The organism is Kushneria phyllosphaerae (genome assembly GCF_900312995.1).
GTDB lineage: Bacteria > Pseudomonadota > Gammaproteobacteria > Pseudomonadales > Halomonadaceae > Kushneria > Kushneria phyllosphaerae.
Window position 1 is genome coordinate 289,724 of record NZ_ONZI01000003.1, and the last position, 14,063, is coordinate 303,786.

Consider the following 14,063-nt stretch of genomic DNA (forward strand, 5'->3'; position numbering starts at 1 on the left):
TCCGGGCAGCGATCACCATTATGAACCTGCAAAACAGGGCGAAGGCGCCACGCGCCTTCGCCCTCCATCCTAGTCTGTCTGGCGGCGCGAACTGCCCGGCACCGGCGCCACGCCCGGACCCGTGACCTCACCGATCTTGTGCCACTGGCGACCGTCACGCTCGAGCAAGTCGTGTGCACTTTGTGGCCCTTCAGAGCCTGCCTCATAGCCCTCGACGCTGTCATCTTCGGCCCAGGCGTCAAGAAAGGGCTGTACGGCGCGCCAGCTGTTTTCAATCGTATCCACACGCTGAAACAGCATCTGATCGCCGGTCAGGCAGTCATAGATCAGGGTTTCATAGCCGGTCGCGGCCGGGAGATCGAAGAAGTCCTTATAGGCAAAGCCCATCTTGACGGTATCTATTTCAAGCTCCGGCCCCGGACGCTTGGCCTGAAAGTCGAACCACATGCCTTCGTTGGGCTGAAGCTGAATGATCAGCCAGTTGGAATTCATGCGATCAACGTCAGTGCCGCGAAACTGGGCGTAGGGCGCCGGCTTGAAGCAGATGGCGATCTCGGTGTCGCGCGCACTCAATCGTTTACCGGTGCGAAGATAGAAGGGCACATTCACCCAGCGCCAGTTGTCGACCATCATCTTCATGGCGACATAGGTCTCGGTGTTGCTGTCTTCGTCGACGTCGGGTTCGTCGCGATAACCGGGGACGTTTTCGTCCTGAAGCCGGCCGGCGCGATATTGGCCTCGCACCGAGTTCTCTCGCACCTCTTCCCGGGGCCAGGGACGCAGGGCGCCCAGTACCTTGGCCTTTTCGCTGCGCAGGGCATCGGCGCCGAAGGCAGCCGGCGGCTCGATAGCGACCATGGCCAGCAGCTGGAATAGGTGGTTGGGCACCATGTCCCGCATGGCGCCGCTTTTTTCATAAAAGCTTCCACGCTTTTCGACGCCCACGGTTTCGGCCGCCGTGATCTGGATATGATCGATGTAGTGATTGTTCCAAAAAGGCTCGAACAACACGTTGGCAAAGCGGGCAACCAGAATATTCTGCACGGTCTCCTTGCCCAGGAAGTGGTCGATCCGATAGATCTGCTCTTCCTTCATGACCTCCAGCAGCTGGGCATTGAGCGCGCGGGCCGATTCGAGATCATGACCAAAGGGTTTTTCCACCACCATGCGGCGATAGCGGTTGTCGCCTTCCTTCATCAGCCCGGCCTTGCCAAGACCGGTGGCGATATCACCGAAAAAGCGCGGGGCGGTAGCGCAGTAGAACAGGGCATTGTCGCTGTCGGCCTGCTCGAGATGGCCTTTGATATGCTCGAAAACATCTGATTCGGTGAAATCGCCCTGCAGATAGTGGATGCGCTGGGCAAAATCCTGCCAGTGATCTTCGTCCAGTTCCTGACCGCCGCCTTCGGCGTGCTTGTCGGCGGCCTTGTCGGCGATGAAGTCCTTGAGATGGCCTCGAAAGCTCTCATCATCGTGTTTGGCAATATCAACACCGACGATGCTCATGCCGCGGTCTAGCAGGCCGTCGCGGTCAAGATTATAAAGCGAGGGCACCAGCAGGCGTTTGACCAGATCCCCGCTGGCGCCAAAGATGAACATGGTGGTGTCGTCGGCCGGGGGCGCTGCCTTTTGTGGCTGCCCGTCCTTTTGATGCTGATGGTCGGTCTGGGTCATGTCATCGCCTTGTGCATGGGTACATGTGAATCGGGAGCCGTGCGCTGCCCCTTTTCATAAAGCGTAATGCAATTGCGACGTTATGCCTCATTCCTGCATGAAGGTTCGGATCAGGCGTCCCGATTCGGACGGTTTTCGTCATCAGAGGACGACAGGGAATAGGGCGAAGGAGGTGCCCCGGAGGCATCATGCATTTGGTCCAGCCGCTGGCGTAGCTCGCGAACCTCGCTGGTCAGCTCAACAATCTGATGGTGAAGGGCGCGGGTCATGTCTCGCTGGGCGCGGGCCTCACGGGATTCCCGCTCGCTGTCATCGGCAATGAAAATCGAGCTGATATAGGCGGCAAAGCTGCCGAAAAGACCCACGCCGCCGATCATCAGCAATACGGCCACCACACGGCCCAGCGTCGTCACGGGATAGTAGTCGCCGTACCCCACGGTGGTAACGGTCACGATCGCCCACCAAAGGGCATCCTCGGCCGTGTTGATCGGGCTCTCCGGGTTGGGGCTTTCCACCATCAGCATGGTGATGGCGCCAAAGGCTACCAGCAGCACCGTGGCAGTGGCGGCGGAGGCAAAAACGCCCTCGGCGCGGTTGCGAAACAAGAGCCGCCAGATCATTTCCATCGACTTGATCGCGCGCAGGACACGAAGTACCTGTACCACGCGAAACATGCGTGCGCCCTGAAAAAGCCCCGCCGGGATACACGCCAGCAGATCGATCCAGCCCCAGCGCATGTAGGCCAGCTTGCTCTCTGCTCGCATGAAGCGTTGACAGAAATCGATAAAAAAGAACAGGCAGACGATGTAGTCCATGTATTGGAACAGCCGGGAAAGCTCCGGCGGGAGCGTCACCAGCATGCTGACGGCCATGGCGGTGATGACATAGATCGACAGCACCAGTATGAACAGCTGAAAGGGGGTGACGCGCTCTTTCATCGACAGTTCCGTTACAGCTGGATCAGGGATGCCCCCTGACGCGTCGCACACGCGACAGGAGGCAGAAATCAGTCGAGCCGACAGGCCAGACCGGTGGTTTCTTCAAGGCCCAGATGGATGTTCATGTTCTGTACGGCAGCCCCCGCGGCGCCCTTGCCGAGGTTGTCCATGCGGGCCACCAGCGCCAGCCTTTCCTCGTTGCCAAAGACGCACAGGTCAACACGGTTGGTGTCGTTGCAGGCGGTGACGTCGAAAAAGCCGCCCTCGAGCGCCTCGCTATCCTGCGCCGCCATGACGTTCACGAAGGGGGCGCCTTCGTAGTGGGCCTGCCAGGCGCGGGTAATGCGCTCGGCAGTGGTGCCCTCGGGCAGGTGGGAACACTGAAGCGGAATGTTGACCGACAGCCCCTTCAGGAAGTTGCCCACGATCGGTGTAAACACCGGCGAGCGATCAAGCCCCCCTTGAATGCGCATTTCCGGCAGATGCTTGTGGGCCAGTGTCAGGGCGTAGGGGCGCGGGGCGTCCAGCGCGCCGTCCCGGGCTGCTTCATAATCGGCAATCATTTTCTTGCCGCCGCCGCTGTAACCGGTCAGTGAAAAGGCCGAGAAAGGATAGTCCGGCGGTAGAAGGCCGGCCTCGATCAGCGGGCGAACCAGCATGATGAAGGCGCTGGCATGGCATCCCACGTTGGCGATGCGTTTGCTTGCGCGAATGCGCTCGCGCTGGCCAGGCGTCAGCTCCGGCAGACCGTAGGTCCAGTCGGGGTCGGTGCGAAAGGCGGTACTGGCATCGATCAGACAGGTATCGGGGTTGTCGACCAGAGAGGCGGCTTCTCGTGAGGCATCATCGGGCAGGCAGAGAAAGACGACATCGGCCTGGTTGATCAGGCGAGCCCGCTCATCACGGTCCTTGCGGCGGTCGCTGTCGATGCGCAGCAGCTCGATATCGTCACGTGCCTGTAGATAGTCAAAAATTCTCAAGCCGGTCGTGCCTTCCTGGCCATCCACGAATACCCTGGACGTCATGGTCTACCTCGCGTGGGAGTAATGAGTCAAATCTGTTGGCTGCTGTCATTGTACCCCTTCAGTGCCGCCACGCACCCAGGGGTGTCAATTGGCCGGGAAAAGCATCAAAAGAATCTTGCCAGTCGAGCCAATGTACGCATCGATTTGAAATATCAGTGGCTGAAAAATGAGTCGTTACGAGTATTAAATCAGATGATGGCATGCGCCGACCATCCGGATAGGGGCGCAAAAGCCTCTGGCAAAACACCGGTCGTGGCTTATAGTCATTGCTGAAAAAATAAAAAGACTGTGTGAACAATAACGGGTATGGCCCTGTCAGAGAGAGATCACAATGTCATTTGGCTATCTGGTGAAAAAGCAAAACGGGCGATGGCTGGTATGCGATGACAAGGATCAAATCATCAAGCGCTTTTATACCAAGCGTACGGCGGTTCAATGGGCCGAAAAAAAAGCGCTGGAAAGCCATGTCAGCGCCAAGGTATGCAAAACGGATGGTCGACAGGATTATATCTTTAACCAGTTTCAAAACGAGAATGCTGCTTCTCGGTAATGCGGGTCCGGGGGCGGGCGAAAATCCCTGTTGTTCATTCCTTTAACTGATAAAGAAGCATTATCCCTTTCCTTCTCAAAGCATGTTTTTCATCCGGCTCCCCTCATTCCCCAGTATTCCTCCAGCTCATGTGACCTGTGCCATTTGCACCCTTTCTCATACATTTTTGCGCTGAAAATGATTAATGCGTTAATCAGACAGGAAGCGCCAGAAACGGACGTTCATAATGTATTCATGAGTAATTCTTATGTAATGGAAGGTAATCATCACAAGATGAGTCACTGTCTGCCGCCCGCCGACGACTGCCCGTCCATCGAGGCACTCGACAAGCTAAACATTGCAGCGCTGGTCTATCGGTGTGGCGAGCGTATCACGCTGGAAGGTGCCAACCGTTCTGCTCGAATTCTTTTGAACCATTTCGACCCTTTCGAGGAAGATGAGCCCTGGCACTGGTATCCCGATGACAAGGGTGACCATCCTGCTCACGACTGGTGTCTTGATGACAATGCCATCGAACATGGACAGGCTCCGCGCGTGCGCTGGCTCGGTTTCAAGGGAAGCCAGCGGCGTCTGGCGCTGAGTCTTACCGGCTGTCGACTGGCCAGTGATGGCGAGACCACCCGAATCATGCTGGTGCTGCAGGACTGTACCCGCCAGATTGTTCAGCACGAAGAACTCAGGCGTAGCCAGGAGTGCATCTCGAGCATCATAAATGCCACGCCCATGGGCATCTGTGTGCTGACCGAAGACGGGCGTTTTGAGATGGTCAACCCGGCCTACTGTCGCTTTCATGGCTATGAAGAGCACGAATTGATCGGCCGATCCTTTTCGATGCTCGTGCCCTATAGCAGTTATCACTACCTGCAGTGCCAGCATCGCGGCGCGCTGGGCAGCGGTCACGGTCATACCCAGCAGTTTGGAGAGTGTGAGCTGGTCGCTCGCAACGGCGAGCGCCACACGGTGATTGTCGAAAGCGTTCGCATTGAGGGAGAAGATGGCCGGCCGCGCGATGTGGTCTTTCTGGTCGACATCAGCGAGCGCAAGAAACTCGAGATGGCGCTGGAGGAAAAAAATGTGCGTCTTGAGTATCTGGCCACGCACGATGAGCTGACCGGCATTCGCAATCGTCGATTCGGCATCAGCAGCCTCGAGGCAGCGCTTGAGCAGGCCGAACGCCAGGGGCTGGAGATCAGTGTGGCGCTGCTGGATATCGACCACTTCAAGCGCGTCAACGATGACTACGGCCATACCGTCGGTGACCAGGTACTTCAGCAGTTTGCCGAAGTGCTGTCACGCCAGCTGCGCGTCAGCGATATTCTGGTGCGCTGGGGCGGGGAAGAGTTCATGCTGATTTTGCCGGGTATTGATGTCAGCGGCGCCTTTCAGGCGCTTGAGCGCCTGCGCCACTCGCTGGCGCTCGAGTATCTCAGTCCACGCGGGCTGCAGGTCACTTTCTCGGCCGGCATCATCAATGCGCGCGGCATGAACTGTAATGATCTGGTGGAAGGCGTGGACCAGAAGCTTTATCAGGCCAAGGGACGCGGTCGCGATCGAATCGTCTTTTGAAGGCCACGACAGTTTGATGCGACTCGACTACGTTTGCTTATAGTCATACAGGGTCAGGACCCGATAACGGTCAGGGCAGTTAACGGTAAACGGGGGCGCGTCATGAAAAGAGCTTTTTCCAGCGGCATCATGCTGGCCGCAGCAGGTCTGGCACTCGGGGGCTGTAGTCAGCAGCCGGAAGTGTCATCGTCACCGCAGGTCATGTCCGTGGCAGAAAGCTGGCAGGGCGTGTTGCCGTGTGCCGACTGCGAGGGGGTCGATACCGAGCTGACGCTGGTGTCTTCCGGTATGACCGGATTTGCGTCGACCTATACGCTAAAACAGCGTTATCTGGGCAATGGCCGTGAGCAGGACGTGCAAACGCGCTCGGGCGACTGGGTCGTGACGCGCGGCAATCAAGTGGACCCGCAGGCGGTGATTTACCGACTCGACCCTGAAAGCGCCGACAGCTGCATGAGTTTTCAGGTCATCGGCAATGATCGTCTGCGCCAGCTGAACTGCAACGGCCAGGCCATCAATACCACGCACAATATTGAGCTGCGCCACGTGGCCGAGCCGATACAACCGGCGTCAGGCTCGGCGGCACAGTCCACGCCCTACCAGGGGTAGGTGCACCAACAGGGCCAGACGATCGCGCATAAAAAAACCGGCCCAGTGGCCGGTTTTTTTATATATGGCGGAGAGGGAGGGATTCGAACCCTCGGTGGGCCTAAACCCACTCCGGTTTTCGAGACCGGCGCCTTCGACCACTCGACCACCTCTCCGAAGGCGCCATATAATACTGATGCCGGCATGAAATGTCCATGCCCGAACGCCATCCGGAAGGGCGATCACGGTCCATGACCTGATGCCCGGTCAGCAGCGTCTAGACCTCATCGAAGTCGTCAAACCCGCCGGCATCACCGCCGAACAGGGAGCCGTCATCCTGAAAGCCAGCGTCATCCTGGGGTGCGTCGGATTGCGGGTCGTAGTCGGTTTGAGCAAAACCGCTCTGATCCGCGCCGGGGTCACCGCCGCCCATCCCCTCCTGATCGTTTTGATGGTCCGTACCGACCGGGTCTTCGATGACATCAACGATCTCTTCGCTGTTGTGATGGCCAAACATGCCCGTAAGCATGTTGCCCAGCATCATGCCACCGGCCACGCCGGCCGCCGTTTGCAGGGCGCCGCCCAGAAAACCGCTGCCGCCGCGCATGGCATTGCCAGGGGCGCTTGAGGCCGGGCCGTTGGTCTGCCAGTTCTGACCCGGGCCGCTGGCGGGCGACCGCCCTGACGCACTTGACGCGCCGGGCGCCCGGCCGCGCTCGTTGGCGGGTTCCTCGCGCTGATCCGCGCCGAAAATGCCGGCCAGAAAGCCGCCACTGCTGCGTTTCTCGCTTTTTTGTTTTTCCAGCGCCTCGACCCGGGCATTAAGCCGTTTGATCGCGGCTTCCTGAACCAAAATGGTCTGTGCCATATAATAGGGGGCGCCCGGCTGGTCGCGCACGTGGTCATCAATGCATGCCTGCGCTTTCGCATCACGCTCGCCGGTCTGCGCTTCGGCTTCCTTGAGGCGTGAAAACAGACCGTCGATCATTTCCTGTTCACTGCGTGCCATGGTGTTCTCCGTTCCATCAATGCGTAAGCCCCGTCAGGGGTTTGACCGCTATCAGGCGTTATAGTGCCTGATTGAGCCTCTCGACCAGGGCGGGCAGATCCTTCATGTGAAGGAGTTCATGGGCGCGTGCCGGCGTCTGTTCTTCATCGGGAAAATGGTTGATGTGGGCCACCTGCATACCGGCGTCCAGCGCCGCGGTGACGCCAACCGGAGCATCATCGATCACCAGGCACTCCTCGGGGGCCACACCCATGGCGTGTGCGGCGTGTAAAAAAAGCCCCGGGTCCGGCTTGAAGTGACCCACCTCGTAGGCCGAGAAAAGGTGATCGCCAAAAAAGCGCCCCAGCCCGGAAACCTCCATGGATTGGCGAATCTTGTTGAGCGGCCCGTTGGAGGCCACACAGCAGAGATAATCGGCACTCAGCACTTCCATTGACGCCTCGATACCTTCGATCACGAGCAGATTATCCTTGAGACCGGCCATCAGGCGCGCACGCATGCGCGTTTCGGTCTCCTTTTTCAGGGGCTCGTCGACAGCGCCATGGCGCTGCTCGAGTTCCGCCACGATATGGGCATAGACCACACCGCGAAATTCGTTCATATAATCGCTGGCACTAAAGGGCAAACCGGCCTCGGGCAGGGTCTGTGCCAGTACCTCGGCGAGCAGGGGTTCGCTGTCGACCAGCGTGCCGTCGCAGTCAAAGATCAAACATTTGAGTCGTGCCATGGGATCTCCTGAAACTGTTCTCTCGGGAACGTCGTGACGTTTGAAGGTATCGCCTGGAAAATGTCGGTGCTGCTTGAGTCCTTTTAGCTTCGGGTGCATCGTCGCAAAACACAATGCAAAGGGAGAACCATCTTGTCATCAACCATCGCGCTTATGGGCGAGTGCATGATCGAAATGCATGGCCGGCCGGGGCAGTCCGTTCATCAGACCTTCGGTGGCGACAGCTTTAATACGGCGGCCTATCTGGCACGTCTGGCGGGCAATGCTCTTGCAGTGGAGTATGTCACGGCGCTGGGCACCGACGGATTCAGCCAGGCCATGCGCGAGCGCTTTGCCCGCGAAGGCGTCGCCACCGATAACGTCAGAACCCTTGAGGCGCGCCTCCCGGGGCTTTATTTCATCGAGACCGACGAGGCAGGGGAGCGACGCTTTCACTATTGGCGAAGCGAAGCCGCCGCGCGCTTCATGCTGGATGGTGAGGAGGGCGAGCAGCTGCTCGAGCGTCTGGCAAAAAGCGATACCCTTTATCTCAGCGGCATCAGCCTGGCCATTTTAACGCCCGAGGGCCGCCAGCGGCTGCTGGTGGGGCTGCCCGGTCTGCGCGAGCGCGGGGTCAGGGTGGTCTTTGACAACAACTATCGCCCCAGACTCTGGCCGGGCGTCGAAACCGCCCGGCAGGCGCATCAGTCGCTACTGGATCAGGTCGATCTGGCGATTGTCACCTTCGAGGATGATCAGGCCCTGTTTGGCTTTGACACCCCCGAGGCGCTGTTTGCGTTTTACCGCGACCGAGGCGTCAGTGAAATCGTGGTCAAGCGCGGCGCCGAAAGCTGCCTGATCGAGTGTGACGGTGTGCGTCATGAAGTGGCCGGGGAGCGTGTCGAGACGGTGGTGGACACCACGGCGGCGGGAGATTCCTTCAGCGCCGGGTATTTGGCCTGTCGCCTGACCGGTGGCGATGTCGAAACATCAGCGCGCTGGGGTCACCGACTGGCGGGCACTGTCATTGGTCATCGTGGCGCCATCATTGATGTCGAGCATATGCCCGAGATGCCCTGACATCTCTATCGGCGTTTTGCTGGCCATACAAAAAACGGGAGCACCCCATAGGGTGCTCCCGTTGCCGTTTTCTCAGGCCAGTGAATGAGCCGCTGACTCAGGCACCTTCCTGCATGTGGGCCTCGATAAACCACAGGTTGCTGTCAAGCGTACGTGAGACGCCGGTCAGCAGGTCAGAGGAGTCGGCATCGCCGTATCCCTCTACCTCGTCAATGGACTTGCGTACGGTCGCGCCCACGCCGGCGTAGTGATCTGCCAGCGCCTTGAGATGATCCTCAATGCGATGAATGTCTGCCGGGTAGCTTGCAAGGCTGGTGTTCTGCGAGACCAGCTGCACCGTACCCAGTGCCGTGCCGCCCAGCTGAACCAGTCGCTCGGCCACCTCATCAACATGAGCATCAATACCGCTTCTGAACCCGTCGAGCATCTCGTGCACGGCGATGAACTGCGGTCCCTTGAGGTTCCAGTGGGCCTGCTTGATCACCAGCGCCAGGTCGATCAGCTCGGCCAGACGTGCATTCATGACCGCCACGACCTTTTCGCGCTCGCCTTCGGGGATGTCGTTGCGCGTCGGATAAAGCTTCGTCGCGGCTTTTTGATTGGCGTCCTTGATATTGCGTGTTGTTGCACTGCTCATGCGTCACATCCTTTTGTCGAGATCAGTGAAAACGGCCTGCGTCTATCAGGCCACATGGCGTGTCGTCACATCACGCCATCACGTTGCGCTATCTACCAATTTTGGTACGTTCAGACTCGATATCAAGGCCGTGATCAAAAGCCGTGGCGTGCCTGTCAGGTTAAAAACGTCGGCAGCCATACGCTGAACAGCACAATGACCACGAAGAAAACGCCCAGCGCCGCGATGGTAGGCACATGGGCATCCAGCACTGGCCGTGGCATGACATCGCTGTGCGTGCGGCGATGCGTCACGGCACTCACGATCAGGGCGACCACCAGCATGGTGACGGCTCCGGTCACGTTCCACCAGAACCAGAAAAGCTCCGGCACGAACAGCCACAAAAAGGCATTGAGCCCAACGCCGGCGACCAGCCCGCAGTTGGCGCCAATGCCGTTGATGGGCCGTATCAGAATGGCGGCCAGAAAGGTCGCAAGCATGGGGCCGAAAAAGAGCGAGCCCACCTTGTTGATGGCCTCGATAATGGTGGTGGCGATGTTGCCGGTAAAAAAGGCCAGTGTGATGCAGACCACCCCCCAGAAAACGGAGGTGAGTCGGGACAGACGCATGTAGCGTTTGTCATCGATTTTGCGCCCGCGCACGAACAGGTCCTCGACGCTTGCCGCCGACAGCGAATTGATCGCCGAGCTGACCGATGACATGGCCGCCGAAAAGATGGCCACGATCAGGATGCCGGTCAGCCCCGCAGGCAGGTAGTCGCGCATGAACAGCGGCACCATCAAATCCGGTTCGTCAGCGGGAATCAGCGCGCGAAACTCCGGATGCGTGACGGCCAGCGTGCCCATCACCAGCCCGAGCAGGCAGTAGCACAGGGTGACTGGAAAGCGCAGCAGCCCGTTGGCCAGCAGGGTATGGCGCACGGTACGTGCGTCACGGGCAGACAGCAGCCGCTGGGCCTGGCTCTGATCGGCGCCGTAGTAGGCGGCGTAGAGAAAGAGCCCGCCAATCACCATGGGCCAGAAACCAAAGCCGTTGCTGTCCCGGCCAATGCCAAAATCATCAAAGCGCACGGTTTCAAGACGCGCCGGGTCCACGTTGGCCATGAAGACTTCCCAACCACCGAGCAGCGACAGGGCATAGACCAGACAGACCACCAGCCCGATCACCAGCAATATCATCTGAATGACGTCGCCATAGACCACGGCCTTCATGCCGCCCTGACACGAATACACCAGCGTGACCACCCCGATCACGACAATGGTGGCCCACAGGGGCAGGCCGATGGCATGGGTAAGAATCAGGGCAATGGCATACACCATGACACTGGTGGCGAAGGCGCGTGACAGCTGAAATACCAGACTCAACAGAATGCGGGTGCCGCGGCCGAAGCGTTTTTCCAGATAGCCGTAGATACTGACCACGCCGGCGGCATAGAGCGTCGGGAAAAAGAGCACGACAAGCACGATCATCGCCAGCGGCACCGCAAATTCGTAGGTCAGCCATATCAGCCCGCCGCCTTCCTTCATGCCCACAAAGGCGGGTGCCGAGATGAAGCTGACGGCCGAGAGCTGAGTGGCCGCCGCCGAGAGGGATAGCGGGAACCAGCCAAAGCCACGGCTGCCCAGAAAATAGTCCTCGCCCGAGTGCTGCTGCCTGAAAAGCTGTCCCAGCAGCAAAAAACCGCCCAGATATGCCACGATCACTGCGTAATCCAGCCAGGCCATATCACCCTCCCGTTTTCGGTCAGCCCTGTTGCGCTGCCGCTCATCCGTATTGGTATTGTTCTCTGAGGCGCTGCCTGCCGACATTGAATGCGGTCATTGGCACGCTGCACCTATCTACATTAGTTTAGATGCATGGGAGTGGCGAGACGGACTGGGGTTAAATGACCGGCAAAGGGACGGGAAACTCAGGAAGACGGGCGCTCGATACCGCGGGTGAAGAGATAACCGTCAAAGCCCGGGTCATCGGTATCGGAATGGGTGAACAGCGTATGCATCACGTGCTCGATATGACCCCACATCGCGTCATGGGCACCGGCGCTGTCGCGTTTTTTGAGGCAGGCGAGAATACGGTCGTGGTCATCCAGCCAGCTGCGACGATAGGAGAAATCCATGATGCGCCCGTGCAGCCGTCGCCACATGGGGCTGCGGTCGCGCTGCTCCCAGAGCCGGTTAACGGCGTCCTCCAGCAGGGTGTTTTGACTGGCGCGCGCGATCAGCAGATGAAAGGCGCGATCGGCCTGGTCGGGGGCGTTGGTCAGCTCCTGTCCGCCGATGGACGTCCTGAGCGCCTGACGTTCCTCGGCCAAAAGCGTCGACAAAGCGCGAATGTCGCTCGGCGTTACCAGTTCGGCGGCGGCGGCGGCCACGGCGCTTTCGACCACCTGACGTGCCTTTAAAAGCTCGAAGGGGCCGATGTCCTCTACAGGAGCAGGCATCATTGGTGCTGCTGACGAGGCGGGGCCGAGGCTGTCGCCGGGCGCGCAGACATAGGTCCCCGAGCCCTTGCGGACTTCCACGCGTCCGGCCAGTTCCAGCATGATGAAGGCCTCGCGCACGACCGTGCGGCTTACGTCAAAACGCTCGGCGTATTCACGTTCCGTGGGCAGTCGATCGCCCGGGGTATACCCGTCGCGGTCGATCTGCTGACCGATCTGCTCGCCAATGATCTGATACTGTCGGCGCATCCCGACCTCCCTGATGGCACCTGCCCGTGATGGCCACGGCCCGGTCAATTTTTGGCAGCCCAATGTGGCATGCCAGTTTCACCACGATGTGCTGATAAAGCCTATCTGACAACACTTTAAAGCGCGCTGTGAAGCTTTGCGACGCCTATGTATACCAATGTCTATTTGGTATGCCAATCATAATACAGGTAGCCTGGCGTCATTGATGTACACAGGCAGAGAGCTCTTATGAAGATTGTGGATGCGCGCGTCATCGTGACCTGTCCGGGTCGAAATCTGGTCACCCTGAAAATCGAAACCGATGAAGGGATCTACGGCATCGGCGATGCCACGCTCAACGGTCGTGAGCTGGCAGTGGTGGCCTATCTCGAGGAACACGTGGCGCCGGCGCTGATCGGACGCGATCCTTCCAGCATCGAAGACATCTGGCAGTTCTTCTATCGCGGTGCCTACTGGCGTCGCGGGCCGGTCACCATGTCGGCGATCGGTGCCGTGGACATGGCGCTGTGGGACATCATGGGCAAGGCCGCCGGCATGCCGCTTTACAAGCTTTTGGGGGGCAAGAGCCGCGAGCGCGTCATGGTTTACGGCCACGCCACCGGCCATGACATCGAGGGCTGCCTGGAAGAAGTCGCTCGCCACGTCGAGCAGGGCTATCGCGCCGTGCGCGTGCAGTGCGGCATCCCCGGCATCGCCTCCACCTACGGCGTCGCCAAGAAGGCCGGTGAGCGCTATGAGCCGGCCGATTCAAGCCTGCCCAGCGAAAACGTCTGGAGCACGTCGAAGTACCTCAATCATGTGCCGAAGCTTTTCCAGGCCGTACGCGAGCGCTTCGGCGATGATCTGCACGTGCTGCACGACGTGCATCACCGCCTGACGCCCATCGAAGCGGCGCGACTGGGCAAGGAAGTCGAGCCCTATCATCTGTTCTGGCTCGAGGACTGCGTGCCGGCCGAGAATCAGAGCGCGTTTCGCATGATTCGCCAGCACACCACCACGCCGCTGGCGGTGGGGGAAGTTTTCAACTCGATCCACGACTGTCGTGAGCTGATCGAGTCGCAGTCGATCGACTATATCCGCGCCACGCTGACCCACGCCGGCGGCATCACTCATGTGCGTCGTATCGCGGCACTGGCCGAGCTTTACCACGTGCGCACCGGCTTTCACGGTCCGACCGATCTTTCCCCGGTCTGCATGGGCGCGGCGCTGCATTTCGATACCTGGGTGCCCAACTTCGGTATTCAGGAACACATGCCGCACAGCGAGGAGACCGAAGCGGTTTTCCCGCATGCCTATCGCTTCGAGGATGGCCATTTCACGCCGGGCGAGGTCCCCGGTCACGGTGTGGACATCGATGAGGCCATGGCCGCGAAGTACCCCTACAAACGCGCCAGTCTGCCGGTCAATCGGCTCGAGGATGGCACGCTCTGGCACTGGTAGGTCGATAGCGCCCTGTCTGAAAGCAGGCCGGGCGAGAGATACGGGCTGCCGGGCAGCCGATGATCCCACCGCTGGATTTAATCAGGGCCTGGGCCCTGAAGGAGCAAGGTATGTCGATGCGTCAATTGTCACGTCTGCGTCTGTCACAGCTGATCGGTGCC

Annotated in this window: 13 protein-coding genes and 1 tRNA gene; 5 read left to right on the forward strand and 9 right to left on the reverse strand. The window is 59.4% G+C overall.

Features of this window, described 5'->3' with window-relative positions; genetic code table 11:
• Positions 1–69 precede the first annotated feature (69 nt).
• The 3 genes from zwf to argC form a co-directional block, all read right to left on the reverse strand.
• Entirely contained in the window at positions 70–1,674 is a 1,605-nt protein-coding gene (gene zwf / locus KSP9073_RS11245; protein ID WP_108843059.1) for a glucose-6-phosphate dehydrogenase, read from the reverse strand.
• 110 nt (positions 1,675–1,784) lie between these two features.
• Positions 1,785–2,612: an ion transporter gene (locus KSP9073_RS11250; RefSeq protein WP_108843060.1), complete on the reverse strand. Its 828-nt coding sequence runs from the start codon at positions 2,610–2,612 to the stop codon at positions 1,785–1,787.
• 68 nt (positions 2,613–2,680) lie between these two features.
• Positions 2,681–3,637, reverse strand: a complete 957-nt coding sequence (gene argC / locus KSP9073_RS11255; protein ID WP_108843061.1) for an N-acetyl-gamma-glutamyl-phosphate reductase — start codon at positions 3,635–3,637, stop codon at positions 2,681–2,683.
• A gap of 331 nt (positions 3,638–3,968) precedes the next feature.
• On the opposite strand from argC, the gene KSP9073_RS11260 reads away from it, so the two are divergent.
• From KSP9073_RS11260 to KSP9073_RS11270, 3 genes are all read left to right on the forward strand, one after another.
• Complete coding sequence (locus tag KSP9073_RS11260; RefSeq protein WP_108843062.1) at positions 3,969–4,187, forward strand: hypothetical protein; 219 nt, start codon at positions 3,969–3,971, stop codon at positions 4,185–4,187.
• A 234-nt stretch (positions 4,188–4,421) separates the two neighbouring features.
• Positions 4,422–5,753: a sensor domain-containing diguanylate cyclase gene (locus KSP9073_RS11265; protein ID WP_165814235.1), complete on the forward strand. Its 1,332-nt coding sequence runs from the start codon at positions 4,422–4,424 to the stop codon at positions 5,751–5,753.
• A gap of 102 nt (positions 5,754–5,855) precedes the next feature.
• Complete coding sequence (locus KSP9073_RS11270) at positions 5,856–6,362, forward strand: copper resistance protein NlpE (RefSeq protein ID WP_108843064.1); 507 nt, start codon at positions 5,856–5,858, stop codon at positions 6,360–6,362.
• A 65-nt stretch (positions 6,363–6,427) separates the two neighbouring features.
• Here the strand turns inward: KSP9073_RS11270 and KSP9073_RS11275 are convergent.
• The 3 genes from KSP9073_RS11275 to KSP9073_RS11285 form a co-directional block, all read right to left on the reverse strand.
• Positions 6,428–6,517, reverse strand: a tRNA-Ser gene (locus KSP9073_RS11275).
• A gap of 101 nt (positions 6,518–6,618) precedes the next feature.
• Positions 6,619–7,350, reverse strand: a complete 732-nt coding sequence (locus tag KSP9073_RS11280; protein ID WP_108843065.1) for a DUF2076 domain-containing protein — start codon at positions 7,348–7,350, stop codon at positions 6,619–6,621.
• 58 nt (positions 7,351–7,408) lie between these two features.
• Entirely contained in the window at positions 7,409–8,077 is a 669-nt protein-coding gene (locus KSP9073_RS11285) for an HAD family hydrolase (RefSeq protein ID WP_108843066.1), read from the reverse strand.
• A gap of 132 nt (positions 8,078–8,209) precedes the next feature.
• On the opposite strand from KSP9073_RS11285, the gene KSP9073_RS11290 reads away from it, so the two are divergent.
• Positions 8,210–9,136, forward strand: coding sequence for a sugar kinase (locus tag KSP9073_RS11290; RefSeq protein ID WP_165814236.1), 927 nt, complete (start codon positions 8,210–8,212; stop codon positions 9,134–9,136).
• Positions 9,137–9,233: 97 nt separating this feature from the next.
• On the opposite strand, the gene dps is transcribed toward KSP9073_RS11290, so the two are convergent.
• The 3 genes from dps to KSP9073_RS11305 form a co-directional block, all read right to left on the reverse strand.
• Positions 9,234–9,773, reverse strand: a complete 540-nt coding sequence (dps, locus tag KSP9073_RS11295) for a DNA starvation/stationary phase protection protein Dps (protein WP_108843068.1) — start codon at positions 9,771–9,773, stop codon at positions 9,234–9,236.
• 155 nt (positions 9,774–9,928) lie between these two features.
• Positions 9,929–11,497: a sodium:solute symporter family transporter gene (locus tag KSP9073_RS11300; RefSeq protein WP_108843395.1), complete on the reverse strand. Its 1,569-nt coding sequence runs from the start codon at positions 11,495–11,497 to the stop codon at positions 9,929–9,931.
• A 185-nt stretch (positions 11,498–11,682) separates the two neighbouring features.
• Positions 11,683–12,462, reverse strand: a complete 780-nt coding sequence (locus tag KSP9073_RS11305) for an FCD domain-containing protein (protein ID WP_108843069.1) — start codon at positions 12,460–12,462, stop codon at positions 11,683–11,685.
• Positions 12,463–12,690: 228 nt separating this feature from the next.
• Here KSP9073_RS11305 and manD point away from each other — a divergent pair, with 228 nt between their 5' ends.
• Positions 12,691–13,902 (forward strand): D-mannonate dehydratase ManD, encoded by a 1,212-nt coding sequence (gene manD / locus KSP9073_RS11310; protein WP_108843070.1) that lies wholly within the window; start codon positions 12,691–12,693, stop codon positions 13,900–13,902.
• The last annotated feature ends 161 nt before the right edge of the window (positions 13,903–14,063 follow it).